Annotated in this window: 24 protein-coding genes; 15 read left to right on the plus strand and 9 right to left on the minus strand. The window is 67.0% G+C overall.

Translation table 11 applies throughout. The annotated features are described in order from the left end of the window. Nucleotides 1–116: 116 nt before the first annotated feature. The 3 genes from E1742_RS06010 (at nt 117) to E1742_RS06020 (ending at nt 2,358) form a co-directional block, all read left to right on the plus strand. Nucleotides 117–368: a flagellar basal body rod C-terminal domain-containing protein gene (locus tag E1742_RS06010; RefSeq protein WP_229466558.1), complete on the plus strand. Its 252-nt coding sequence runs from the start codon at nt 117–119 to the stop codon at nt 366–368. 73 nt (nt 369–441) lie between these two features. Then, a complete protein-coding gene (locus E1742_RS06015) occupies nt 442–1,134 on the plus strand; it encodes an HAD-IA family hydrolase (RefSeq protein WP_229466559.1) in 693 nt (230 codons plus the stop codon). Nucleotides 1,135–1,221: 87 nt separating this feature from the next. Further along, nucleotides 1,222–2,358: an acyltransferase family protein gene (locus E1742_RS06020; protein WP_134384001.1), complete on the plus strand. Its 1,137-nt coding sequence runs from the start codon at nt 1,222–1,224 to the stop codon at nt 2,356–2,358. 38 nt (nt 2,359–2,396) lie between these two features. On the opposite strand, the gene E1742_RS06025 is transcribed toward E1742_RS06020, so the two are convergent. Then, nucleotides 2,397–3,290, minus strand: a complete 894-nt coding sequence (locus E1742_RS06025) for a phytanoyl-CoA dioxygenase family protein (protein ID WP_134384002.1) — start codon at nt 3,288–3,290, stop codon at nt 2,397–2,399. Between the two features lie 82 nt (nt 3,291–3,372). Then, nucleotides 3,373–3,789, minus strand: a complete 417-nt coding sequence (locus tag E1742_RS06030; protein WP_134384003.1) for a response regulator — start codon at nt 3,787–3,789, stop codon at nt 3,373–3,375. A gap of 186 nt (nt 3,790–3,975) precedes the next feature. On the opposite strand from E1742_RS06030, the gene E1742_RS26370 reads away from it, so the two are divergent. After that, nucleotides 3,976–4,308: a phosphoribosyltransferase family protein gene (locus E1742_RS26370; protein ID WP_134384004.1), complete on the plus strand. Its 333-nt coding sequence runs from the start codon at nt 3,976–3,978 to the stop codon at nt 4,306–4,308. 146 nt (nt 4,309–4,454) lie between these two features. Here E1742_RS26370 and E1742_RS06045 read toward each other — a convergent pair whose 3' ends face one another. Then, nucleotides 4,455–5,192 (minus strand): ZIP family metal transporter, encoded by a 738-nt coding sequence (locus tag E1742_RS06045; protein ID WP_229466560.1) that lies wholly within the window; start codon nt 5,190–5,192, stop codon nt 4,455–4,457. A gap of 151 nt (nt 5,193–5,343) precedes the next feature. Then, the gene (locus tag E1742_RS06050; protein ID WP_134384005.1) at nt 5,344–6,324 is read right to left on the minus strand and encodes a manganese catalase family protein; all 981 of its coding nucleotides are present in this window, start codon (nt 6,322–6,324) and stop codon (nt 5,344–5,346) included. A gap of 628 nt (nt 6,325–6,952) precedes the next feature. On the opposite strand from E1742_RS06050, the gene E1742_RS06055 reads away from it, so the two are divergent. From E1742_RS06055 to E1742_RS06085, 7 genes are read left to right on the plus strand one after another with little or no spacing between them, the layout of a single operon-like run. Beyond that, on the plus strand, nt 6,953–8,107 hold the full coding sequence (locus E1742_RS06055) for an acyl-CoA dehydrogenase family protein (RefSeq protein ID WP_134384006.1): 1,155 nt from the start codon (nt 6,953–6,955) through the stop codon (nt 8,105–8,107). Beyond that, nucleotides 8,100–9,650: a class I adenylate-forming enzyme family protein gene (locus E1742_RS06060; RefSeq protein ID WP_134384007.1), complete on the plus strand. Its 1,551-nt coding sequence runs from the start codon at nt 8,100–8,102 to the stop codon at nt 9,648–9,650. The genes E1742_RS06055 and E1742_RS06060 overlap by 8 nt, the downstream gene beginning before the upstream one ends. Before the next feature lie 17 nt (nt 9,651–9,667). Then, nucleotides 9,668–10,822, plus strand: a complete 1,155-nt coding sequence (locus E1742_RS06065) for an ABC transporter substrate-binding protein (RefSeq protein WP_134384008.1) — start codon at nt 9,668–9,670, stop codon at nt 10,820–10,822. Nucleotides 10,823–10,831: 9 nt separating this feature from the next. Beyond that, on the plus strand, nt 10,832–11,704 hold the full coding sequence (locus E1742_RS06070) for a branched-chain amino acid ABC transporter permease (RefSeq protein ID WP_134384009.1): 873 nt from the start codon (nt 10,832–10,834) through the stop codon (nt 11,702–11,704). Further along, nucleotides 11,701–12,642: a branched-chain amino acid ABC transporter permease gene (locus E1742_RS06075; RefSeq protein WP_229466562.1), complete on the plus strand. Its 942-nt coding sequence runs from the start codon at nt 11,701–11,703 to the stop codon at nt 12,640–12,642. Before E1742_RS06070 ends, E1742_RS06075 begins: the two co-directional genes overlap by 4 nt. Beyond that, on the plus strand, nt 12,635–13,360 hold the full coding sequence (locus E1742_RS06080) for an ABC transporter ATP-binding protein (protein WP_134384010.1): 726 nt from the start codon (nt 12,635–12,637) through the stop codon (nt 13,358–13,360). Before E1742_RS06075 ends, E1742_RS06080 begins: the two co-directional genes overlap by 8 nt. Next, a complete protein-coding gene (locus E1742_RS06085; RefSeq protein ID WP_134384011.1) occupies nt 13,353–14,054 on the plus strand; it encodes an ABC transporter ATP-binding protein in 702 nt (233 codons plus the stop codon). The genes E1742_RS06080 and E1742_RS06085 overlap by 8 nt, the downstream gene beginning before the upstream one ends. On the opposite strand, the gene E1742_RS06090 is transcribed toward E1742_RS06085, so the two are convergent. After that, on the minus strand, nt 14,055–14,849 hold the full coding sequence (locus E1742_RS06090) for an AraC family transcriptional regulator (RefSeq protein ID WP_134388062.1): 795 nt from the start codon (nt 14,847–14,849) through the stop codon (nt 14,055–14,057). A gap of 83 nt (nt 14,850–14,932) precedes the next feature. Here E1742_RS06090 and E1742_RS06095 point away from each other — a divergent pair, with 83 nt between their 5' ends. Then, nucleotides 14,933–15,394 (plus strand): DUF3224 domain-containing protein, encoded by a 462-nt coding sequence (locus E1742_RS06095; RefSeq protein ID WP_229466564.1) that lies wholly within the window; start codon nt 14,933–14,935, stop codon nt 15,392–15,394. Nucleotides 15,395–15,408: 14 nt separating this feature from the next. Here the strand turns inward: E1742_RS06095 and E1742_RS06100 are convergent, their stop codons facing one another. Beyond that, complete coding sequence (locus tag E1742_RS06100) at nt 15,409–15,984, minus strand: hypothetical protein (protein ID WP_134384012.1); 576 nt, start codon at nt 15,982–15,984, stop codon at nt 15,409–15,411. A 100-nt stretch (nt 15,985–16,084) separates the two neighbouring features. Further along, nucleotides 16,085–16,405: a hypothetical protein gene (locus tag E1742_RS06105; protein WP_134384013.1), complete on the minus strand. Its 321-nt coding sequence runs from the start codon at nt 16,403–16,405 to the stop codon at nt 16,085–16,087. 197 nt (nt 16,406–16,602) lie between these two features. Here E1742_RS06105 and E1742_RS06110 point away from each other — a divergent pair, with 197 nt between their 5' ends. Together E1742_RS06110 and E1742_RS06115 are read left to right on the plus strand one after the other, a co-directional pair. After that, the gene (locus E1742_RS06110; RefSeq protein ID WP_134384014.1) at nt 16,603–17,115 is read left to right on the plus strand and encodes a MarR family winged helix-turn-helix transcriptional regulator; all 513 of its coding nucleotides are present in this window, start codon (nt 16,603–16,605) and stop codon (nt 17,113–17,115) included. A gap of 17 nt (nt 17,116–17,132) precedes the next feature. Next, the gene (locus E1742_RS06115; RefSeq protein WP_134384015.1) at nt 17,133–18,116 is read left to right on the plus strand and encodes a gamma-glutamyl-gamma-aminobutyrate hydrolase family protein; all 984 of its coding nucleotides are present in this window, start codon (nt 17,133–17,135) and stop codon (nt 18,114–18,116) included. A gap of 84 nt (nt 18,117–18,200) precedes the next feature. Here E1742_RS06115 and E1742_RS06120 read toward each other — a convergent pair whose 3' ends face one another. Next, the gene (locus tag E1742_RS06120) at nt 18,201–19,322 is read right to left on the minus strand and encodes a YbdK family carboxylate-amine ligase (RefSeq protein WP_134384016.1); all 1,122 of its coding nucleotides are present in this window, start codon (nt 19,320–19,322) and stop codon (nt 18,201–18,203) included. Between the two features lie 3 nt (nt 19,323–19,325). Next, complete coding sequence (locus E1742_RS06125) at nt 19,326–20,504, minus strand: cation:proton antiporter (RefSeq protein WP_134384017.1); 1,179 nt, start codon at nt 20,502–20,504, stop codon at nt 19,326–19,328. 336 nt (nt 20,505–20,840) lie between these two features. Between E1742_RS06125 and fghA the strand changes: the two genes are divergently transcribed. Beyond that, a complete protein-coding gene (gene fghA / locus E1742_RS06130) occupies nt 20,841–21,683 on the plus strand; it encodes an S-formylglutathione hydrolase (RefSeq protein ID WP_134384018.1) in 843 nt (280 codons plus the stop codon). Nucleotides 21,684–21,702 lie beyond the last annotated feature (19 nt).

Raw genomic sequence — 21,702 nt, forward strand, 5'->3', positions numbered from 1 at the left:
ACTTGCGATTCTCATTTGAAACTCGTCCATGGCTCTTTCTTCGCTCGGTGCGGGCCTGTCCGGCCTGTATGCAAACCAGCAGGCGCTGGGGGGGCGAAGCGCACAACACTGCCAACATGACAACGCCGGGTTTCGCACCGCAGTCGGCTTCGTTCAACGAAGCGCGCCCGGCCGGCACCGGCGTTACGCTGTCGATCGCGGCACGCGAACTGTCCGCGACGCAGGACGTGGGCGCGCCGCCGTCCGGCACGGACCCCGCCGCCTCGATCGCCAACTCCCTCGTCTACCGGCGCGGCTTCGAGCTGGCCGCCAAGGTTATCCGGGCGGCGGACGAGCGGCTGGGCACCCTGATCGACACGCGCGCGTGAGCCCTGTTCCGTACGCCTGAGAAATTCATGCCGGTATGGCATGATCGCCCGGTGTTCATTAACGAAGCCAGGCATGACGATTACCCACCTCATTTCCGATTGCGACGGCGTGCTGATCGACAGCGAAGCCGTCGCCCTGCAAGCCCTTGCCGATTACCTCGAGCCCATCGCTGGCGACCGTGACCGCCTGATCGAACTGATTCGCCCGCGCCTCGGGCTGAAACTGGAGGCGCTCGTGCTGGGTATTTGCGCCGAGCTGCGCCTGCCCGAGCCGTCGGTGCCGGACCTGGCCGCGATGCGCGGCGTCGTCGAAGGCGAATGCGACCGCAAGGCGAAACCCGTCCCTGGCGTGCGCGCCGCGCTGGAGTCCATACCGTTGCCGAAAGCCGTGGCCAGCAACAGCCGGCTGATGCGCGTGCAGGGGCTGCTGGAACGCACCAATCTGATTTCGCTGTTCGCAGGCGGCCTGTACACGGCTGATATCGCCGGCCGGCCGAAACCCGACCCGGCCGTCTACCTGACGGCGGCCGCCGGCATGGGCGCGCCCGCAGCCAACTGCGTCGTCATCGAAGACAGCATCACCGGCGTGCAGGCGGCCGTGGCGGCCGGTGCGACCGTGCTGGGCTTTGCCGGCGGTCCGCACAGCCCGGCAGACCAGGCTGACCGGCTGCGCCAAGCCGGGGCCACGCTGGTGTTCGCATCGATGGAGGAGCTGCCCGGACTGGTCGAGCGGCTGCGATCCGGACAACAAGCTGTATTGAATTGACGACGGAAAGACCGGCAACGGCGCAGGCCGGTTTCTTTTTTGTTATTTATATGTCATCGTACGGCGACTTCCTATCCCCGTGCAACGATGACCAAAGCGGCTTCCCTGTACATCGATGTCCTGCGGCTCGTCGCGGCGCTGGTGGTCTTTGCCGTCCACGCTCACTATCTGCTGCCGAAACCGATGCCGGGCCTGTGGCGGCTGGCGGCGCTGGGCGGCGAGGCGGTGACGGTGTTCTTCGTGCTGTCCGGCTTGGTCATCGCCCACGTCGTCCACACGCGGGAGACGCGCGCCGCCGACTACCTCGCTTCGCGCTTTGCCCGTCTCTACAGCGTCGTACTGCCGGGCCTGGCACTGACGGCAACGCTGGACATCGCCGGGAAACTGCTGGCACCGGCCGACTATGCGTTCACCATCGGTCAGGACAGCCGCGCCCTCCTCGCCAGCCTGCTGTTCGTCAACGAACTGTGGTGGACGTCGGCCGCGCCGCCTTCCAACACGCCGTTCTGGTCGCTGGGTTACGAGTTCTGGTACTACCTGCTGTATGCGGCCCTGCGCTATCTTCCGGATCGGCGCGTCCGGTGGGCCACCCTGCTGACCCTGGGCGCGGCCTGCGGACCAAAAATCCTGTTGCTGCTGCCCGTCTGGCAGCTGGGCGTGGCGGCCTATGCCATCGCCGGCCGCCACCGGCTGCGTCCCGGCATGGCCGTGTTCCACGCTGTCGTCAGCGCGGCCGGCCTGTATCTGCTGGTCGCTTCAGGGGCAAAAGCCGAATGGCACAACGCCACTGTCGCGGCGCTCGGTCCGCTGGCGCAGGGCCTGGGCCCGTCAAGCCATGTGCTGTACACGTATGCCTTCGGCGTGCTGACGACGCTGCACCTCATCGCCATGGTGACGCTGGTGCCGCTGTTCGGCAAACTGTGGCGATCCGGTGAACGCGCCATCCGGGCCACGTCCGCGCAGACGTTCGCCATCTACCTGTTTCATTACCCGCTGCTCAAGTTCCTCGTTGCCGTCACGGGCAGCATTGGCGTGCTGCGCGGTCCGGTCGTGATCGCGGTGACGCTCGCGACCATCGCCGCGCTGGGCAGCGCCGGCGATCGGCTCAAGCCGGCGTTGCGCCGGTGGTTTCTTGCGCGATTGGGAAAGTCGATACCTGAAGGCTACCGCGCCACGGCCGGCGTCGGGTTGACAAACCCGTCGGACGCCATCGGACGCCGGTAATCAGCACCGGAAAGCGCTCTGCTCAGCCGGTAACGGCCCTACCCGCCCATCCCCCCACCCATCCGTCCACCCGGCGTCACCCCCTGCAGCAACCCATCGATCGTATGCTCCTGGACGATCGGATCGAGCGTGTCGACGACGCGGCAGGTGATGTGGCGGCGCACTTCCTCGGGCAGGCTGTCGTAATAGCCGCGAGTAAGCTGCAGGTCGTGCTTGTCGGCGTTGCGGGCATCCGGAGCATCGACGCCCAGGACGAAGACGGGGCGCGACTTGTCGGACTGGTTGGCCGTGCCGCGGTGGATCGTCAGCGCGGAGCGGGCCGAGATGTCACCCATCTTTGCCAGCTTGCGCTGGGCCAGCGCTTCGTAGCGCGGCCACAATTCGCGGGCGGGGAACATCGGGTCGCCACCTTCCAGCGTGTCCCACTGCGTGCCGGGGGCGATTTCAAACGGGCCCATGTCTTCCGTCACGTCCACCGTCGTGATGTTGAACGCCAGCGAGTTCAGGCGGCGGCCCTGCAGCGTCGCATCCGGCGACGGGAAGTCGCGATGCCATGGCTGGTGCAGCGCGCCTGGTCCGGGCACGTCGAACCCCGCTTCGACGATGCGGTAATCCGGTCCAAGGATCGCGCGGCAGACGGCTACGACCCACGGGTGCGTGATGATGTCGACGAAGCCGCGCAGCCGCTCAGGATGAATCTCCACGTAATAGCGGTTCGGTCCGCGTCCCAGCGCGCCGCCCGGCTGGGTCAGCGCATGGCGGAACAGCGTGCCGATGTCCTCGCCCAGCTGCTGCACCCACTCGCGGCTGAAGGCGCCCTTGCAGGCGATAAAACCATCGCCGTACAGGCCGCCCATGATGGCAGCCACGTCGTATTGTGCGGCGGCATGGGCCGGCGCCTGTTGATCCTGCTGGTGGTGCGCGCTTTCCATTATGTTCTCCCGGTGCGGTCTCGCAGCATTGTAAGCAATCCCGCCAGGAGGCGCGGCACGGCTGGGAACAATGTGCCGAAAGCTACCAGCCGATGGTCGGCTTGACGGCAAGACCCTCGCCGTCCAGCATCCAGACGGGTTTGCCCGTGAAGCCCGGCGTCGGGGCGCGCAGGATGTAGTCGAAGCACTTGTGCCGGTCCAACAGGCCGACACCGCCGCCCAGCATGGCAAGGATGCGCATGCGGGCGCAGCCTGGAATTGTGCGCAGCGCCCGCGCCAGCTGGAAGCCGTCGAGGTATTGCAGATCCAGGCCCAGCACCGCTACCGACGGGAAAAAGGCGCGCGCCTTGTCGAGCGCGCTGACGCCGTCGAATGCCATGCGCACCGTGAAGCCGGACGTGACGAACACGCGCGCCAGCGCCTCCGCCGCCGTGCGGTCGCCACAGGCGACCAGGATGCGGTCGCCAGGACGGAATGGGGATATCAGCGTGGCAGTCATGTTTTCTCCGGGCTGCGACGCCCCGTGGCGGCAACAGCTCTATCTCACGTTCGCTCAACTCTGTGCAGCTTTGTTTCGCTTTATTTCACCAGGTCCTGCGCTATCCTGCCATCACCACACTGTGAGGAATCGGTGCGCCATACAGTCAGCTTACCATTGCGCGACCGTGCCGAGGCTGCCGAATGATTGACAAGGCGCCTGCTGGCGTGGCGTGGGCGCAACCCCCTGGTGCTGGCGATCCCGCGCGGCGCCGTGCCGATGGGCCGCATCATGGCCGACGGTCTGGGCGGCCAGCTCGATGTCGTAATGGTGCGCAAGCTGCCATCGGCCGTCGGTCCCGAGCTTGCCGTCGGCGCCGTGGACGAGCACGGCAACCGTGAGCTGGCCCCATGGCTGCACCGCTCTCACACCGGCATGGAATGGGTCGAGCAGCAGACCGTCGCGCAGATCGAACTGATGCGGCGCCTGCGCACGATCTATGGCCCGTCAGGGCGGCGGGCCGCATCGTGCTGGTGGTAGACGATGGCCTGGCAACCGGCGCCACGATGGCCGCCGCGCTGCGCACCCTGCGCACCCAGCGGCCGGAGCAGCCAATCGCCTGCGTGCCCGTGGCTACGCAGGCGGCACCCGACGATCGCGCCGCTGCGGCGACAGGCAACGTGGCGCTACGCCAGCGCCGTATCGAGCACCATCATCACGATAAAGCCGATGACGACCGCGATGGACGCCGTCGTGCTGTGGCCCTTGCGGTGGGACTCGGGTACGACGTCATGGGCAATGACGAACAGCATCGCGCCCGCAGCCAGCGCCAGTCCCCACGGCAGCAGCCCTCGCGCATACTCGATCAGCACGGCGCCGCTGACGGCGGCGACCGGCTCGATCAGCCCCGAGGCAATGCCCAGCGCGGCCGAGAACAGCCGGCCATAGCCGACGGTACGCAGCGCCATCGCGACGACGAGCCCTTCCGGCACGTCCTGGATCGAAATCCCTGTCGCCAGACTGTGCGCCTTGGCGAGGTCGACACCGGCGTAGGCTACGCCGATGGCGAGCCCTTCCGGCAAATTATGGATTGCCACCGCGGCCACGAACAGCCAGGCGCGCTTGAGCGAATCGCTGCGGGCAGCATCCGCCCCCTCCAGCAGGTTTTCCTCGCGCGCCACGCGGTCGAGCATGAGGACAAGCCCCATGCCCAGCACGATGCCGCCGGCGACGGTCAGGCTGGCCTCGAACGGCCCCGCCCCCGCCCCCTTGCTGGCGGCAATGGCCGGCATCACGAGCGAAAAGGCCGTCGCGGCCAGCATCACGCCGGCGCCGAAGCCCAGGAACCCATCGTAGGTACGCTGCGAGAACTTCTGCGACAGCAGCACGGGCAATGTGCCCAGCGCCGTCGCCAGCGCCGCCATGGCGCCCCCATGAGGGCGCCATGGACGCGGCCGTCAAAGGCCCGCACCTCGCCCGCGATATCGCTCAGCAATGCCAGTGCCCCGGCCAGGCAGATCACTGCGCCCAGCGCCAGACGCCAGCTTTGCGGCAACGTACGGGCAATCTGCATGGTCAGCCCTTGTTCACGGGCTGGCCGGCAATGACTTCGTCACCGACCGGGAGACCCTTGGCACCGGAGGCGGGACCGCCCGACGCCGAGGCCGATGCGATCTGGCCCGGATCGGCCATCATGCCCAGCTCCGCGCCCGTCAGCGGATCGACGGACGGGTTGGACTGCTGGCGCAGCGCCATCTGCTGCAGCAGTTCCGCATCCTTGGCCGGCAGTTCGACCGAGGCTTCGCCCCCACCGCCATCCACGTCGACCTGCTGGTCGCGGTCCGACACCGTCTGCCACTTGGCGCCGCTGTTCCACGAACCCGTCAGTTCCGGACCACCCTGCGACATATTGAAGTAGACGCTGGCGAATTCCGGACGGCCTGCCAGTTTGCCTGGAGGGAAGTTCGGCTGGATCGAGTACAGTGCTTTCTCGAACGACTTTTGGTGGGCGATTTCGCGCGTCATCAGGAAGCCAAGCGCTTCCTTCACACCCGGATCGTCCGTCAGCGCGATCAGGCGCTCGTAGACGATCTTGGCGCGCGCCTCGGCGGCGATATTCGAGCGCAGGTCGGCGGTCGGCTCGGTGATCGAGTCGATGTACGCGGCCGTCCATGGCACGCCGGCCGAGTTGGTCAGCGGTGCACCCGCGCCGTACAGCACCTGCGTGATATGGCTGTCGTTGCCGGCACCGGTAATGCTGCGGTACAGCTCACCTTCCTTGTCGACGGCTTCCGACAGGCGGCCCTTGGCGCCCTTGTTCAGCATGCAGACGATATTGCCGATGACTTCCAGGTGGCTCAGTTCCTCGGTAGCGATATCAATCAGCAGGTCCTTGCGGCCAGGGTCGTCTTCTGCCAGCGCCTGGGTGAAGTAACGCATGGCGGCCGAGAGTTCGCCCTGCGGGCCGCCGAATTGTTCGAGCATCAGATTGGCCAGGCCCGGGTTGGGTTCGCTGACGCGTACGGTGTACTGCAGTCGTTTATTGTGTGCAAACATTCGTAATTCCTCCTGTCGGTTGGCTTCAAGGGCACGTCCGGACCCCGGCCGTTGCCGGGGCTCGAACTGTATCCGTGCACACATCATCGCCCGCGCAACCCGACACGGCTATAGGAGTGCTGCGACACCGCTTGTAGGACAAAATCAGGACAAAATGAAACTAATTACTATCGTCAACATACCTTTGCGCGGCGGCACTGCCAGGCTCAGCGTCACGCCACCTTCGACACCCCATCCGGATGGCGGCTTACTGAAGAAGTTCGTCACGCCGGCCAGCATGTCCGCCAGCAATGCGTTTATGCGTTTATGCGTTTTAATGCTGCCGGGTCCGGCATGTGTTCGAGCAAGCGCAGCAGTGCCGGCGGTCCGCCGCCGCACCGATCGTCACCACCGGGAAATCGAGGGCGGGGTTCCTCCATACTGCTGAGCACCACGGGCTTCTTGTGGCGATACGATACATTGCTGTCTACCCTATGGCAATATGCTCGTCAAGGCGAATCGGTCAGCCGGGCTGCCATCGGCAGCCATCCGTTTTCCTGCGGAATCAACGCTGTTGACACGCGCCGCCGCGCTCGGCACACTGCGTGCGCTGGCCCCGCCGCCGGCGCCATCCCACGGAAGGAACGCCATGATTCGCGATGCCCAGACGCTGACCCTGCTGACCGACAGCATCCGCCGCTTCGTGCGCGAGGTGCTGGTACCGGCCGAACCCGAGGTGGCCGAGACCGACACGATCCCGCCGGCCATCGTCGGCCAGATGCGCGGTCTGGGCCTGTTCGGCCTGTCGATCCCGGAGCAGTACGGCGGCCTGGCGCTGACGATGGAGGAGGAAGTCAACGTCGCCTTCGAGCTGGCCTGGACGTCGCCGGCGTTCCGCTCGCTGATCGGCACCAACAACGGCATCGGCTCGCAGGGCATCGTCATCGACGGCACGGAGGAACAGAAGCAGCGCTGGCTGCCGCGGCTGGCGTCGGGCGACATCGTCGGGTCGTTCGCGCTGACGGAACCGGAGTCCGGGTCCGACGCCGCGTCGCTGCGCACCACCGCCGTCCGCGACGGCGAACATTACGTCATCAACGGCACCAAGCGCTACATCACCAACGCCCCCGAAGCATCGATCTTTACCGTCATGGCCCGCAGCGGCCCGGCGGATGGCGGCGCGCGCGCCATCTCGGCGTTTGTCGTCGAACGGGGCACGCACGGCCTGTCGCTGGGCAAGACGGATAAAAAGATGGGCCAGCGCGGCGCGCACACGTGCGACGTGATGTTCGATAACTGCCGCGTGCCGAAGGAAAACCTGATTGGCGGTGTCGAAGGCGTCGGCTTCAAGACGGCAATGAAGGTGCTGGACAAGGGCCGGCTGCATATCGCCGCCGTTTGCGTCGGCGCGGCCGAACGCATGCTGCACGACGCGCTGGCGTATGCCATGGAGCGGCGCCAGTTCGGCCAGCCCATCGCCGAGTTCCAGCTGGTCCAGGCGATGCTGGCCGACAGCCGCGCCGAACTTTACGCGGCCAGATGCATGGTGCTCGATGCGGCGCGCCGGCGCGACGACGGCCAGGACGTGTCGACGGAAGCCTCCTGCTGCAAGCTGTTCGCCTCCGAGATGTGCGGCCGCGTGGCCGACCGGACCGTGCAGATCCACGGCGGCGCCGGCTATGTATCGGACTATGCGGCCGAACGGTTCTATCGCGACGTGCGCCTGTTCCGCATCTACGAAGGGACGTCGCAGATCCAGCAGCTCGTCATCGCCCGCAACATGATCCGCGCGCACCGTGGCTGACGTCGATCTCGCCGCCCTGCCATCACGGCTGGCATACGCCATCGCGGCGCAAGCCCGGCGCGCGCCCGCTTCACCGGCGCTGCGCGAACCGGATCGCGGCGACATCGGCTACGGCGACCTGTGGCACGCCATCGAAAGCGTCGCCGGCCAACTGCGCGCGCTGGGCGTGCGCCCCGGCGACCGCGTCATGGCCGTCGGCGAGAACTGCGCCAACCTGGTTGCGCTGATCTTCGCGACTGGCCTGTGCGATGCGTGGATCGTCAACGTCAACGCCCGGCTGTCGGCGCGCGAGATCGCGTCGATCCGTGAACACAGCGGCGCGCGCCGGGTGTTCTATACCGCCGATATTTCGCCGGACGCACGCGCTCACGGCGAACGCGATGGCGCCGTGCCGGCCCAGGCGCCGTTCGGCCAATGGCTGGTCGGCGCCGTCAACGACGACTGTGCGCCGGAACCCGTGCATGCCGACGGCGCCCTGCAACCGGCAGCACTGATCTACACGACGGGCACGACGGGCCAGCCGAAAGGCGTGCTGCTGTCGCATCGCACGCTGCTGTACGTCGCCACCGTTTCAGGCCGCCTGCGCGGCCTTGTGCCAACGGACCGCGCCTATGGCGTGCTGCCGATCGCGCACGTGTACGGCCTGGCTTCGGTCATGCTGGGCACCCTCAACGCCGGCGCCTGTCTCGTGCTGGCGCCGCGCTTCTCGGCACCCGCCCTGCTGCGCGCGCTGCGCGAGGAACGCCTGACGATCCTGCAGGGCGTCCCGGCGATGTATGCGCGCGTGCTGGAGCAGCTGGGACCGGATGCATCGCCACTGCCGAACAGCCTGCGCTTCGCCTACGCGGGCGGCTCGCCGCTGACGCCGGGCCTGAAGGCGGCCGTCGAACGGCTGCTGGGCGTGGCGCTGCACAACGGCTACGGCATGACGGAAAGCGGACCGACGATCTGCCAGACGGATCTGGCGGCGCCGCGCAACGACACGTCGGTGGGCCATCCGATTCCCGGGGTGGCCGTGCGCGTCGTCGATGCGGCCGGCGCCGACGTACCGGTGGGCGAGCCGGGCGAAATCCGGGTGCGCGGACCGAACGTCATGCTGGGCTACTACCGCGATCCCGCGTTGACGGCGGCCACGATGCATCCCGGGGGCTGGCTCAATACCGGCGACATGGGCCGGCTGGGACCCGACGGCGCGCTGTTCATCGTCGGCCGCACCAAGGAGCTGATCATCCGCTCCGGCTTCAATGTCTATCCGCTGGAAGTGGAGACGGTGCTCAACGCGCACCCGGCCGTCACGCAGTCGGCCGTGGTGGGCCGCACCTGCGGCGACGGCAACGAGGAAGTGATCGCGTTTGTCGAAGCGGCGCCGCGACACGCTGCCGACCCCGCGGCGCTGGTGGCCGAGCTGACGACGTATCTGGGCGGCGCGCTCGCGCCGTATAAATGCCCCGCGCATATCGTCGTGCTGCCCGCGCTGCCCGCCGCGGCGACGGGCAAGATCCTGAAAGGCCGGCTGCGCGACCTGGCCATGCAGCCACTATAAACAATGGAGGAGACACCATGCAACGTATTCTCGGGACGGCACTTGCCGGGCTGCTGGCGGCCATGTCGGCACACGCGGAGGAGTTTACCGTCGGCGCGGAACTGCCGCTGACAGGATCGCTGGCGCGCGTGGGCGCCGGCATGCAGGAAGGGATCATGGTGGCGGCCGAGGTATTCAACCGCACCAACGGCAAGCACAGGATGAAGATCGCCACCGTGGACGACGAATCGTCGCCCGCCAAGGCGATTGCCGCGGTCGAGAAGCTGGCCAGCGACGGCGCCGTGGCCATCACGGGCGGTTACGGCTCGAACAATATCGCGCCGGCGTCGGACGCGGCAAACAAACTGGGGCTGGTCTACATCACCTCCGGCGGCGTGGACGAGAACCTCGTCACGGCGGGCCGCAAGCATTTTTTCCGCATCAATAACACGGCCGGCTATGAAAAGGCGGCACTGGGCCTGTTCGCCGACATGAAGGTGAAATCCGTGTCCATCGTCCATTCGACGAAGGACGCCACGTCGAGCCTGGCGCAGTCGGTACAGAAGGCCCTGGCGGCGAAGGGCGTCAAGGTCACTTCCCATGCGTTCGATCCTGCCATGACGGACTTCAAGCCCGTCATCAACAAGATCCGGCTGCAGGACCGGCCCGACGCCGTGTTCATGGTCGGCTATGAAAACGACTATGTCGGCATCCTGCGCGCGGCGCGCGTGCTGAAACCCCAGGTCAAGGCGATGGTGGGCGTGTGGTCGCTGGCGACGCCGAAGATGGCCGCAGAATTCCCCGACCTGATGCCGAACGTCTATGGCACCGCGCTGCTGCCCTTCCCCGCCAAGTTCACCAGCGCTGACGGCCGTGCCTTTGCCGATACCTACAAGGCGCTTTACAAGAAGGAGCCCGACTACCTGGGGCAGTTCGGCTACGTGCAGTCGATGCTGCTGTTCGAAGCGATCGCCCGCGCGGCCGACAAGGGCACGATCAGGAAAGGCGGCATCGCCGAGGAGCTGCGCAGGACGGACCGGGAGACGCTGATCGGACGGGTGCAGTTCGGCGCCAACGGCGACAACGTCAACTTCAGCCACCGCATGGGGCAGCACCAGGGCAAGAACATCGTCATCGTCTGGCCGCCTCAGCATGCGACGGGCAAGATGGCTTATCCGGCTGTCCCCTGGTAAGGGGCGTTCATGCTGGACCTGATCCTGCAGGCGCTGTACTCGGGCTTACTGGCCGGCGGTTCGTACGCGCTGATCGCGCTGGGTCTGGCCGTCGTGTTTGGCACGATGCGCGTGATTAACCTGGCACACGGCGAACTGGTGCTGCTGGCCGCGTATGCCGGCTACACGGTGGAAAGCCGGCTGGGATGGTCGCCCGTGGCCGCGATCCCGCTGGCCATCGCCGTCGTGTGCCTGGCGGCGGCGTGCGTGTACGGGGTGGTCAGCCGCATCCGGGCGGACCGCGAGATCAATTCGCTGATCGCCACGTTCGGCATCGGCGTCATCCTGACCAATACCATCCTGCTGGTCTGGTCGGCCGACGTGCGCTCGACGTCGTCGGCCTGGCTGCAGGAGGCCGTCGTCATGGGTCCGTTGTACGGCATGCGCGGCGAGCTGGCGTTCTTCGGCGTCAGCCTTGCGCTGATGGGCGCACTGTGGTGGTGGCTGGCGAAAAGCTGGTACGGCCGCGCCGTGCGCGCCGTCGCCAGCAACCGAGACGCAGCCCAGCTGATGGGCATCCCGCCGGGCCGCACGGAACTGGTGTCGTTTCTGGTGGCCGGGGTGCTGGCCGCCTGCGCCGGTGTCGCGCTGTACAGCGTGGGCGTGATCCAGCCGGCGCTGGGCGCGGCCCTGACCGTCAAGGCCTTCATCATCACCGTGCTGGCAGGCGTCGGCTCGATTCCCGGCGTGCTGCTGGGCGCCGTGCTGCTGGGCGTGGCCGAGGCGCTGACGGTCACGCTGGCCAGTTCCGCGCTGCAGGAGCTGGCCGGCATGGGCCTGTTCCTGCTGGTGCTGTTCGTACTGCCCAATGGCCTGTTCGGTGCCTCGCGGAGGCGCGGGTGACGAGGCTTTATCTTCCATCTCTACTGCTGGCGGCCTACGCCGGTGTGCCGCTGGTCCTGGGCGGCGACGCCTACGTCATGAGCCTGATCGACGCGGCGCTCGTCATCGGCGGCATCGCGCTGGCGTGGGCGCTGCTGGGCAATCTGGGCGGCATGGTCAGCTTCGGCCATTCCGCCTTTGTCGGGGTGGGCGGCTATGTTTCCGCGCTGCTGACGGCGCGCGCCGGGCTGCCCGTGCCCGCCGGGCTGCTGCTGGGCGGCGTGGGCGCCGTGCTGGCGGCCGTCGTCATGCTGCCCGTGCTGCGCCTGCGCGGGCCGTATTTCGCGCTGGCGATCCTGGCCTACGCGCACATCTTTCGCATCCTCGCCACCGAATGGACGTCCGTGACGGGCGGTGCCGCCGGCGTTTCCGGTGTGCCGCCGCTGCCCGTCATCGCCGGTATCGACTTCGGCGGCAAGACGGGCGCCTACTTCGTCATCCTCACCATCGTCTGCGTGTTCGCGTGGATCTACGCGCGCGTCTCGGCCAGCCATTACGGCCTGGCACTGCGGGCCATGCACGACAGCGAGGATGCCACGCAGGTCCTGGGCGTCAACAGTACCTTGCTGAAGGCGGCGATGCTGCTGCTGTCGGCGTTCATGACGGGCGTCGTCGGGGCGTTCAATGCGCACTACATCGGCTTCCTGGAACCGGATTACGCATTCGCCGGACTGTGGGTAACGCTGCCCATCGTGGCCGCCATCTTCGGCGGCTACCGCACCATCGGCGGGCCGCTGCTGGGCGCCATCGTCGTCTACCTGCTGGACCAGCTGGTGTTCAAGAGCCTGATCAGCAGCGGCCATCAGCTCATTCTCGGTGCGCTGCTGGTGGTCATGATCGTGTTCAGCCCGCGCGGGCTGCTGCCGCTGCTGACGCGCAGGAGGGAGCGCGATGCTTGAACTGGACAACATCACGGTGCGCTTCGGCGGGCTGACGGCGGTGGACAACGTCAGCCTGCGTGCGGGCAGCGACGACGTGCTGGGGCTTGTCGGCCCGAACGGCGCCGGCAAGACGACGCTGTTCAACGCGATATCCGGCCTGGTGCGGCCGGCGGGCGGCGCCATCCGCTTCGGCGGCACGAACGTCGTGCGCGCGCCGATGTTCCGCCGCGCGCGGCTCGGCATCGGCCGCACGTTCCAGATCCCGCAGCCGCTGCACGGGCTGACGGTGCGCGAGAACCTGGTCGTGGCGCAGCGCTTCGGTGCGGCCGGCTGGACGGGCACGGTGGACGAGCGCCGCATTGCCGAGGTGCTGGAATTCACGGGACTGGCCGACAAGGCCGAGCGCGACGCGGCAACAGGCCTCGCGCTGACCGAACTGAAAGCGCTGGAAGTGGCCAAGGCGCTGGCGACGAATCCGCGACTGCTGCTGCTCGACGAAGTGCTGGCCGGGCTGGAGACGGCCGCCAAGCGCCGCTTCATGGAGATGCTGAAGGACCTGCACGCGCGCTTCGGTGTCGGCATCGTCATCATCGAGCACGATATCGAAACCATCGCCACCCTGTGCCGGCGTGTGGCGGTGCTCAATTTCGGGCGGCTGATCGCCGACGGCACGCCGGACGCCGTGTTCCGCGATCCGGAAGTCATGCGCAGCTATGTCGGCGGCGGCCATGGTTGAAGTGGACGCGCTGCGCGCCGGCTATGGCGCGATCAACGTGCTGTGGGACGTGTCGATGCAATTCGCCGAGGGGCGTCTGACGACGATCATCGGTCCGAACGGCGCCGGCAAGACCACCCTGCTGCGCGCGCTCATGGGTCTCGTGCCCGTCGGCGCGGGCGCGATCAGGCTGGCGGGCAGGAACATCGCCGGCACGCCCACGTGGCGGATGGCCGATGCCGGCATCGCCATGGTTCCGGAAGGCCGCATGATCTTCCGCGACATGACGGTGGAGGAAAACCTCATCATGGGCGCCTTTGCGCGGGCACACCGGCCGCACGTGAAGGAACGGCTGGCCTCAAGTTATGAGATGTTTCCGCGCCTGGCCGAGCGGCGCCGCCAGCTGGCCGGCTCGCTGTCCGGCGGAGAAGCGCAGATGGTGGCGATGGCACGCGCGCTGATGGCCGACCCGCGCATCCTGGTCGTGGACGAACCGTCGCTGGGCCTCGCGCCCATCGTCGTGGCCGAACTGTTCGGCATCCTGGCCCGGCTCAAGGCCGAGGGCCGCACCATCGTGCTGGTGGAGCAGAACACGGCGCAGGCCGTGGGCGTTGCCGATCACGTTTACCTGATGCAGGGCGGGCGTGTGGTGCTGTCGCAGGCGGCGACCGACGTGCGGCTGGAGGAGCTGCATGCGTTGTACTTCGCCCGCTGATCACCCGCGCTGGCTCTTCCAGTAGTCCAGCGGCGAGCGCCCCACCAGTGCGGTAAAGCACCGCGTCAGGTGCGCCTGGTCGAAAAAACCCAGCGCCTGGGCCAGCCCGGCCAGGTCGGGCGGCCCGGGCGCTGCCAGCCGTGCCGCCGCCTCCTGCAGCCGGAAACGCTGCACGACCCACTTCGGCGGCACGCCCACATAAGTGCGGAACAGGCGCTGCAAGGCCCGCTCGTCGAGCCCGACGGCCGCCGCAAGCGCCGCGACGTCGACGGGACCGTCCTCCGCCTGCGCCGCCAGCACCGCACGTTCGGCCAGTTGCGCACGCGGGTCCGGCGCCAACGCGGCGAGGCGCGGTGCCAGCAATGCCTCGGCGGCGGCAATCATGCCGGCGTCGTCGCTCGCGCCCAGCACCGCCCTTTCCGCCTGCCCCGCGGGCATGCCCAGCACCTCGGGCGCCGTCAATGTCCGCCCCGTGATCGTCGCGATATCGCCCGGCACCAGCGCGCGCGCGCCGCCAGGACGGAAGCGGACGCCCAGCACCCGGCCCTGCCCCACCAGCGTGCGGTCGAACGGTCCTGCCACGACGCCGTGCAGCGCCGTGCCGCCGGTCTCGAAAGCCAGGTGCACGTTCGGATACGGCAGCACGCGCTGTGTCCGGGCTGGTTGCCCGCGCAGGTCCCATTCGACAATCCAGTGGTATTCGATGCAATGCGCCAGCGCGGCAGTCGGCGCGTGCCGGCGCAGGTCCATACGGCGGGCCATGCCGGCCGGGTCGACGACACCCTTCGGTGGCATCCTCTGCGTTGTGTCGGTTTTTTCCAATCGGCGATCCTGTGAAGTCAATAGACTGGGACTTTATCACCACAGGAGACCATCCGATGAAAGCACCCGCCGCAGCCGCCATGACGGCCATCGCCGCATCCGCCCCCGCCATCGCAGGCACGGAGATCGCCGGCACCTTCGATATCGCGCTGAGGCTCGTGCCGGAGGTACGGGCCGCGGGCGACACGCGCGCCCGCATGACGTTCACCAAGACGTTCCAAGGTCCGCTCGCCGGCACCAGCGACGGCGAAATGCTAACGGCCGGCAAGCCGGAACAGGGCGCCGCCGGCTACGTCGCGGTGGAACGGTTCGACGGCACACTGGCCGGCCGCCGCGGCAGCTTCGTGCTGCAGCACTCCGGTACGATGCTGCATGGCCGCGACAGCCTGCTGGTCCTCGTCAGTCCCGGTTCAGGGACGGGCGAACTGGCCGGCATTGCCGGCACGATGCGCATCGACACCAGGGGCGGCGGGCACCGCTACACGTTCGACTACGACCTGCCGCCGATGACCCGCTGAGGCTGGAGCTGGAGCTAGAGCGCGTAGCCGACGACAACGTAGAAATGCGGCGCAACCCGATACACCTGGTCGGCGTCGGCCAGCCTGCCCTGGTGCGGCTTGATGCGTCGCGCCAGCGCGTCGCTTTCGTCAAACACCAGCGTCGTGCTGGCGATGGGCTGCGTCTCCCAGCGCCACTCGCGGTAGCGGCGGCCCGTTTCCGCGTCGATGGGCGCGCGCGCGGCCTCGGCGCGGTAGGCCGCCGCCTTGAGCAGGAAGCGCGTCGTGTGGACCGTCTGGATCTGCGCCGCGCGCAGCGGCGTCAGATAGATGGCTGCCAGCAGCGCACCGGCAAGCACGCTGCACGCCGCGGCCAGGTAGCGTCGTCCCCAGAAGTTCTTCAGCGCCAGCAGCACGATCAGCGCCAGCGCTATCCCCACCGGCACGGCCGTCGGCACCCGGTCGGCGCGGTAGAACAGCAAGCCATCGACCAGCAGCGCCGCGACGACCAGCAGGAAGGGCAGCAAGAACGGCAGCATGCGCAGCGTGCCGGAGGGGCGGCTGGCGCGTCGGGTATCGGCACGGCGATCGGACGGCGGCGCAGCGGGCATCGAAACCTCGTTGGTGGGGGAATGCGCTATTTTAGCCCGGCACCTGCGCGCGGGAGTAAAAGCATGGCCCCTGCACGTGACGCGTGCGGTATGACCAGTATCAGCCGTGCACGAGATGGGTAATTTCGATCAGCTGCTGGCGATAGACCGACGCGAGCTGCGTGACCGCTTCGTGCAACGCGGGATCGACAGGGCCGTAAGCCAGTTGGCCGTCGCTGGTGCCGACGCAGAATCCGCGCTCGGTCAGCTGCGTCACGATCAGGTGCGCCTGGCCGACGCTTTGCAGGTACAGCCGGCGCGCGATGGATTCCGCGGTCCAGATTTCGTCGGGCGCGCCATGCAGCAGCAACAGCGCTTCGAGGAAAGGAACTGATGGCAGCGTGAGGACAAAGCTGCGCAATTGGGGGGTCAACTCCTGCATTCTATCTTTGCTTCCGCTGCCGGCGGGCTGGGAGGCCAAGACCGGCCTCGGGTTGGGATCGGCGCATGCCGGAACAATTAATGCGCCGCCTGGTAAACCATCGTGCCACCCGCCGCGTTGATAGCGGATGGCTTACTGGGCGCAAATTATATTCTTAAAAATCTATTTGTGCCACACAACAAGGAATCCGCGCAGAAATGACGAGTACGGCAAGTGAACAAGAAGGCGGCGCGCAGCCGGGCGTGGAAGCGGGTAGCCTGGCGGTGCTGCAAAAGCTGCGCGTGGTGATCCGCGCCGCGCAACGGCACTCGCTGTGGATCGAGAAGCAGTGCGGCGTCAACGGCGCCCAGTTGTGGATCATGCAGGAGCTGGCGGATGCTCCGGGCCTGCGCGTGGGCCAGGTCACGGCGCTGCTGGCGATCCAGCAGGCCACCACCAGCAATCTGCTCGAAGGCCTCGTGCGCAAGGGGCTCGTCGTCAAAACGCGCGACCCTGCCGACCAGCGTGTGGTAAAACTGTTCCTTTCCGCACAGGGGCTTGCGCTGCTTGAAGCGGCGCCGAAACCGGCTCGCGGCCTGCTGCCCGAGGCACTGGCCAAGCTGGAACCGACGCACCTGAACATACTGAACACGGGCCTGCAGGGCCTGTTGTCCAGCATCGAGGTGATCGACGAGGCCTTCGGCCTGCAGCCCCTGCCCTTTACCGTGTAGTTTCAACTGGAGAGAGCATGAACGACGGCGAGTCTGACCAGCGCCGCAAGCAAGACGGGGCAGCAACACCGACCGAGGCTGAGGCCCGGGACCGGGAATACAGCCGCCGCAAGGACGATACACCGCGCTACATCGATCCCGGCGACTCGGTTTTTTCACTGTGGGGCCGCGTCATCAAGGCGCGCTACCAGCGCATCGCCGCCGCCGCTACACGGCGCGTCATGCAGCGTCCTCTGCGCATCGGCATCTCGGCGCGTATCTTCCATCCCGAACCGGGCTCCACCGGCCTGCGCAGCAAGAACCTGCAATACCTGGAAGAGTCGATCGCCCAATGGGTGATGTCGCGCGACGTGCTGGTCTTCATGATCCCCACTGTCAACACGAATGGCCTGCTGCACCCTTCCAATATCCGCCTGCGCGACTACGCCCGGCACCTGGACGGCCTCGTGCTGCAGGGCGGCGCGGACGTGTCGCCGCAAAGCTATGCGGAGACGCCCACGCGGCCGGAATGGAGCGGCGACCGCACGCGCGACATGTACGAGCTGGAGCTGCTGCATGAATTCGTCGAGGCAGGCAAGCCCGTGCTGGGCATCTGCCGCGGATGCCAGCTGATCAACGTGGCTTTCGGCGGCACGCTGTACCAGGACATCGCCACCGACGTGCCCACGGCCCTGCCGCACGTGCACGACGACTACGATCGCCACCGTCACGAGATCGCCTTCCCGCCCGATTCGTCGCTGGCAAAGCTGTTCGGCCAGCGCCTTGGCGGCGTCGTCAACTCGATCCACCACCAGGCCGTGAGGACGCTGGGGCGCGACATGCAGGTCGAAGCGCTGTCCGTGCCGGACGGCGTGGTCGAAGCGATCCGCTACCGCAAGGCGCCGTTTGTCATGGGATTGCAATGGCACCCCGAGTTCCACCGCGCCGGCGGCGAGGAGCTGCTCGATTGCACGGGGATCCTGGACAACTTCCTGCGCGTGGCGCGCGAGACGCGCTTCTGACGTAATAAAAAAAACCGGTGCCTGTCACCGGTTTTCGCACAGCGTCTGGAAAACCGGTGACAGGCACCGGGTTTCCTGCATCTCTTACATCCGCCCGCGGAAGCGCCGCACCGCGGCATCCACCATGCCTTCCACGCTGCCGCTGGTCGCGAACTGGTCGCGCAGGTACTGGGCGTCGCTGCCCATGTGCGTGACCTGCATCAGGTGGTTCAGTGCCGCCGTGCCGCCAAGGCGCTCCGCGTACGGGTCCATCTTGCGCAAGGTCGTCAGGATGTCCTCGCGCAGCGACAGGCTTTCGTAGGTTTTCGGGTGCACCACCGTGCCATCGAGGCCGAAGCGGCAGGCCTGGAAGCGATTGTAGTTGTAGACCAGGTAGTCGTCCTCCGCCGGCGGTTGCTCCTTGCGCTCCAGCAGATACGCGCACAGCGCCTGCAGGTAGCACGCCAGCGCGGCAGCACGCTCCACCGTCAGCGGCGTGTCGCACACGCGCAGTTCGATAGTGCCGTATTCCGGCTTTGGCCGGATGTCCCAGTAGAAGTCCTTCATGCTCTTGATGACGCCCGTGTGCTCCATCTTGGCGAAGTAGCTGTGCGCGAACTCGTCCCACGACAGCAGGAACGGCGCGCGTCCGCTCATCGGAAACGCGAACACGGAATTCAGGCGCGCCGAGTTGAACAGCGTGTCCCCGCCCTGCACGAACGGCGACGACGCGGACAGCGCAATGAAGTGCGGCAGGTAGCGCGACAGCGAATGCAGCAGGAACAGCGCGTCGTCGCCGTTGGCGCAGCCGATGTGCACGTGCTGGCCGAAGACGGTGAACTGCTTGGCCAGGTAGCCGTACAGCTGCGAGACCTGCTGGAAGCGCGGCTTCTCGAAGATGCGGCGGTCGACCCATTTCTGGAACGGGTGCGTGCCGCCGCCGGCGATGCCGATATTGAGCTGTTCGCCCGCCGTGACGAGCGTGTCGCGCACCTCGTGCAGCTGCGCCAGCAGTTCGCTGTGCTTCGTGTGCACGTCGCTGTTAATCTCGATCATCGATTCGGTGATCTCCGGCGTCACGTTGCCGGGGAAAGGCTTGCGCGCCAGCAGGTGCAGCAGGTCGGGGCTCGACGCCGTCAGGTCGTAGTCGGAAAAGCTGACCAGCTGCAGTTCCAGTTCGACGCCCATCGTCAGGGGCGTTCCGCCGTTGAAGGTTTCTAAAGGCATGGCTTACTCCTGGGCCGTTTCGCGCGCCATGATGAGGGCGCGCTGGGTGAAGATCGGGCCGATCACTTCCATGAACAGCGTCATGGCGGCAACCGCCGCCAGTTCGTCGACCAGCACGATGCCGGCGTTCTTCGTCTGCTCCAGCAGCAGCACGACAAACACGGACATCGGCGACAGCGCGATACCCGTCAGCACGCCTTTGCGCCACGGGATGCCGCCCACGTGGGCAAACGCGGCGACGCTGGCCGTCTTGACGACGAAGCGCGCCAGCAGCAGCACGAGCGCCAGGCCGCCGCCGAACAGCACGTTGTTCCAGCTGAGAGTCGAGACGGCAAACACGAACAGCAGCACCGTCATCAGTTCGCCGATGGCGCCGAAGTTGCGCACCGTGCGCGTAAAGGCCACGCGGCGGTGGCGCGCCGTCAGGCCGAAGGCCAGGGTGGCCAGCACGGGCGACAGGTCGGCCGCGTGCGTGATGGCGACGAGGATGATGACGACGAGGGCGAACGCCACGGTGCCGTCGCGCGCCAGCGTGCCGAGGTGACGCAGCACAGCCGGCACGATCATGCCGAAGATGGCGCCCAGCAGCGCCGAGGCCACCAGCTCGATCAGGCTGTGCGAGATCGCCTGCGTCAGGCTGCCCGACGTCTGGAACACCCAGAAGCCGACGATGACCTTGAACACCAGCACGGCCAGCACGCAGTTGATCGCCACCAGGTGCTGCACCCGCTCCGTCACCTGGCCGGAACTGCGCGATTCGTTGATGACACGCAGGACGCCAGCCGGCGACGTGGACATCGCCAGCGATGCCAGCAGCAGCGACGTCATCGACGGCAGTCCCCACAGGTGGGCGATCAGGTAGACGACGGCGAACGTGGCGAACGTTTCGACGAGGGCGCTGACGGGCACCCACGGATTGATGCGCAACCAGTGCAGGTTGATCCGGTAGCCGAGTTCGAACAGGATCAGGCCGAACGCGACGTTGGCGAGCAGGCTGACGGGGCTGGCCCCATCCGTGGCGAACAGGTCGGGAAATGCCTGGGCACACAGGAAGCCGACGGCGCCATAGACACTGATGCGCGGCAGCCTGGTCCAGCGGTGGATGAATTCACCGGCCAGCCAGGCCAGCAGTACAGCGAGCGGCCACGCTAATTCGGCCGAGATTACCAGGAAATCTGGCATTGAGGACTCCTCCTATTGTTGAGTTTGCGCCGGGCAGGAACGGCATGCGGATATATTTGCGCAAATGCAATACCGGGCGATTGTAACATCCCCTATCTGCCCCATAAAACTCATCCATAACGACTTATGGTAACTTTATAGCAAGAAACGAAATGCCGTCGCACGAACGCCCCCAAAAAAACCGGTGACAGGCTCCGATTTATTTCGGCATTTCCGCGGCGGTCGCGGATTGTCGCGAAAACCGGAGCCTGGCACCGGTTCCACGAAAACCGGAGCCTGGCACCGGTTTACGCCGCGCGGGTACAATGGCGCAGCCCCGTTATCGAAAGGACCATCATGCTGGAACTGCTCAGCGAACACGCCTGCTTCGGCGGCGTGCAGCGCTTCTTCCGCCACGAATCGGCCGCCATCGGCCTGCCGATGCGTTTTTCCGTGTTCATTCCGCCTCATGCGGACGGCCAGCGCCTGCCCGCCCTGTTCTATCTTGCCGGCCTGACCTGCACCGAAGAGACGTTCATGACCAAGGCCGGCGCCCAGCGCTACGCGGCCGAGGAAGGCATCATCCTGATCGCGCCCGACACCAGTCCCCGCGGCGCCAACGTGCCGGGCGAGACCGAGGCATGGGACTTCGGCGTCGGCGCCGGCTTCTACCTGGACGCCACGCAGGAACCGTGGGCCAGGCACTACCGGATGGAGAGTTATCTGCACGAGCTGCGCGCGCTGGTGCTGGAGCAGTCGCCCGTAGACGGCAACCGCATCGGCATCTTCGGCCACTCGATGGGCGGCCACGGCGCGCTGACATTGGCGCTGCGCCGGCCGGACCTGTTCCGTACCGTCTCCGCCTTTGCCCCCATCGCGGCGCCGATGCGCTGCCCGTGGGGCAAGAAGGCGTTTACTGGCTACCTCGGCACCGACGAGTCGACGTGGGCCGAACACGACGCCAGCGCCCTGATGGCGCGCAGCCGCACGCCGTTCCCCGGCGGGATACTGGTCGACCAGGGCCTGGCCGACAAGTTCCTGGCCGAGCAGCTGTATCCGGAAGCGTTCGAGGCAGCGTGCGCGCAGGCGCAGCAGCCGCTGACATTGCGCCGCCACGAAGGGTACGACCACGGCTACTACTTCATCGCCACGTTCGTGGCCGACCACCTGCGCTGGCATGCCGGGCAGCTGAAGGCCTGAGTGGCCGGGGACTGGCCCG

The sequence above is a fragment of the Pseudoduganella plicata genome, assembly GCF_004421005.1.
In the GTDB taxonomy this organism is placed as follows: domain Bacteria; phylum Pseudomonadota; class Gammaproteobacteria; order Burkholderiales; family Burkholderiaceae_D; genus Rugamonas; species Rugamonas plicata.

Bases quoted from the DNA above. Each gene is read 5' to 3' on its own strand.
- E1742_RS06090 (WP_134388062.1), bottom strand. From the start codon at position 14,849: ATGCCACCGAAGGGTGTCGTCGACCCGGCCGGCATGGCCCGCCGTATG.
- E1742_RS06055 (WP_134384006.1), top strand. From the start codon at position 6,953: ATGATTCGCGATGCCCAGACGCTGACCCTGCTGACCGACAGCATCCGC.
- E1742_RS06015 (WP_229466559.1), top strand. From the start codon at position 442: ATGACGATTACCCACCTCATTTCCGATTGCGACGGCGTGCTGATCGAC.
- E1742_RS06115 (WP_134384015.1), top strand. From the start codon at position 17,133: ATGAACGACGGCGAGTCTGACCAGCGCCGCAAGCAAGACGGGGCAGCA.
- E1742_RS06045 (WP_229466560.1), bottom strand. From the start codon at position 5,192: ATGGCGGCGCTGGCGACGGCGCTGGGCACATTGCCCGTGCTGCTGTCG.
- E1742_RS06105 (WP_134384013.1), bottom strand. From the start codon at position 16,405: ATGCAGGAGTTGACCCCCCAATTGCGCAGCTTTGTCCTCACGCTGCCA.
- E1742_RS06020 (WP_134384001.1), top strand. From the start codon at position 1,222: ATGACCAAAGCGGCTTCCCTGTACATCGATGTCCTGCGGCTCGTCGCG.
- E1742_RS06120 (WP_134384016.1), bottom strand. From the start codon at position 19,322: ATGCCTTTAGAAACCTTCAACGGCGGAACGCCCCTGACGATGGGCGTC.
- E1742_RS06030 (WP_134384003.1), bottom strand. From the start codon at position 3,789: ATGACTGCCACGCTGATATCCCCATTCCGTCCTGGCGACCGCATCCTG.
- E1742_RS06110 (WP_134384014.1), top strand. From the start codon at position 16,603: ATGACGAGTACGGCAAGTGAACAAGAAGGCGGCGCGCAGCCGGGCGTG.
- E1742_RS06085 (WP_134384011.1), top strand. From the start codon at position 13,353: ATGGTTGAAGTGGACGCGCTGCGCGCCGGCTATGGCGCGATCAACGTG.
- E1742_RS06025 (WP_134384002.1), bottom strand. From the start codon at position 3,290: ATGGAAAGCGCGCACCACCAGCAGGATCAACAGGCGCCGGCCCATGCC.
- E1742_RS06065 (WP_134384008.1), top strand. From the start codon at position 9,668: ATGCAACGTATTCTCGGGACGGCACTTGCCGGGCTGCTGGCGGCCATG.
- E1742_RS06100 (WP_134384012.1), bottom strand. From the start codon at position 15,984: ATGCCCGCTGCGCCGCCGTCCGATCGCCGTGCCGATACCCGACGCGCC.
- E1742_RS06080 (WP_134384010.1), top strand. From the start codon at position 12,635: ATGCTTGAACTGGACAACATCACGGTGCGCTTCGGCGGGCTGACGGCG.
- E1742_RS06070 (WP_134384009.1), top strand. From the start codon at position 10,832: ATGCTGGACCTGATCCTGCAGGCGCTGTACTCGGGCTTACTGGCCGGC.
- fghA (WP_134384018.1), top strand. From the start codon at position 20,841: ATGCTGGAACTGCTCAGCGAACACGCCTGCTTCGGCGGCGTGCAGCGC.
- E1742_RS06010 (WP_229466558.1), top strand. From the start codon at position 117: ATGACAACGCCGGGTTTCGCACCGCAGTCGGCTTCGTTCAACGAAGCG.
- E1742_RS06050 (WP_134384005.1), bottom strand. From the start codon at position 6,324: ATGTTTGCACACAATAAACGACTGCAGTACACCGTACGCGTCAGCGAA.
- E1742_RS06095 (WP_229466564.1), top strand. From the start codon at position 14,933: ATGAAAGCACCCGCCGCAGCCGCCATGACGGCCATCGCCGCATCCGCC.
- E1742_RS06125 (WP_134384017.1), bottom strand. From the start codon at position 20,504: ATGCCAGATTTCCTGGTAATCTCGGCCGAATTAGCGTGGCCGCTCGCT.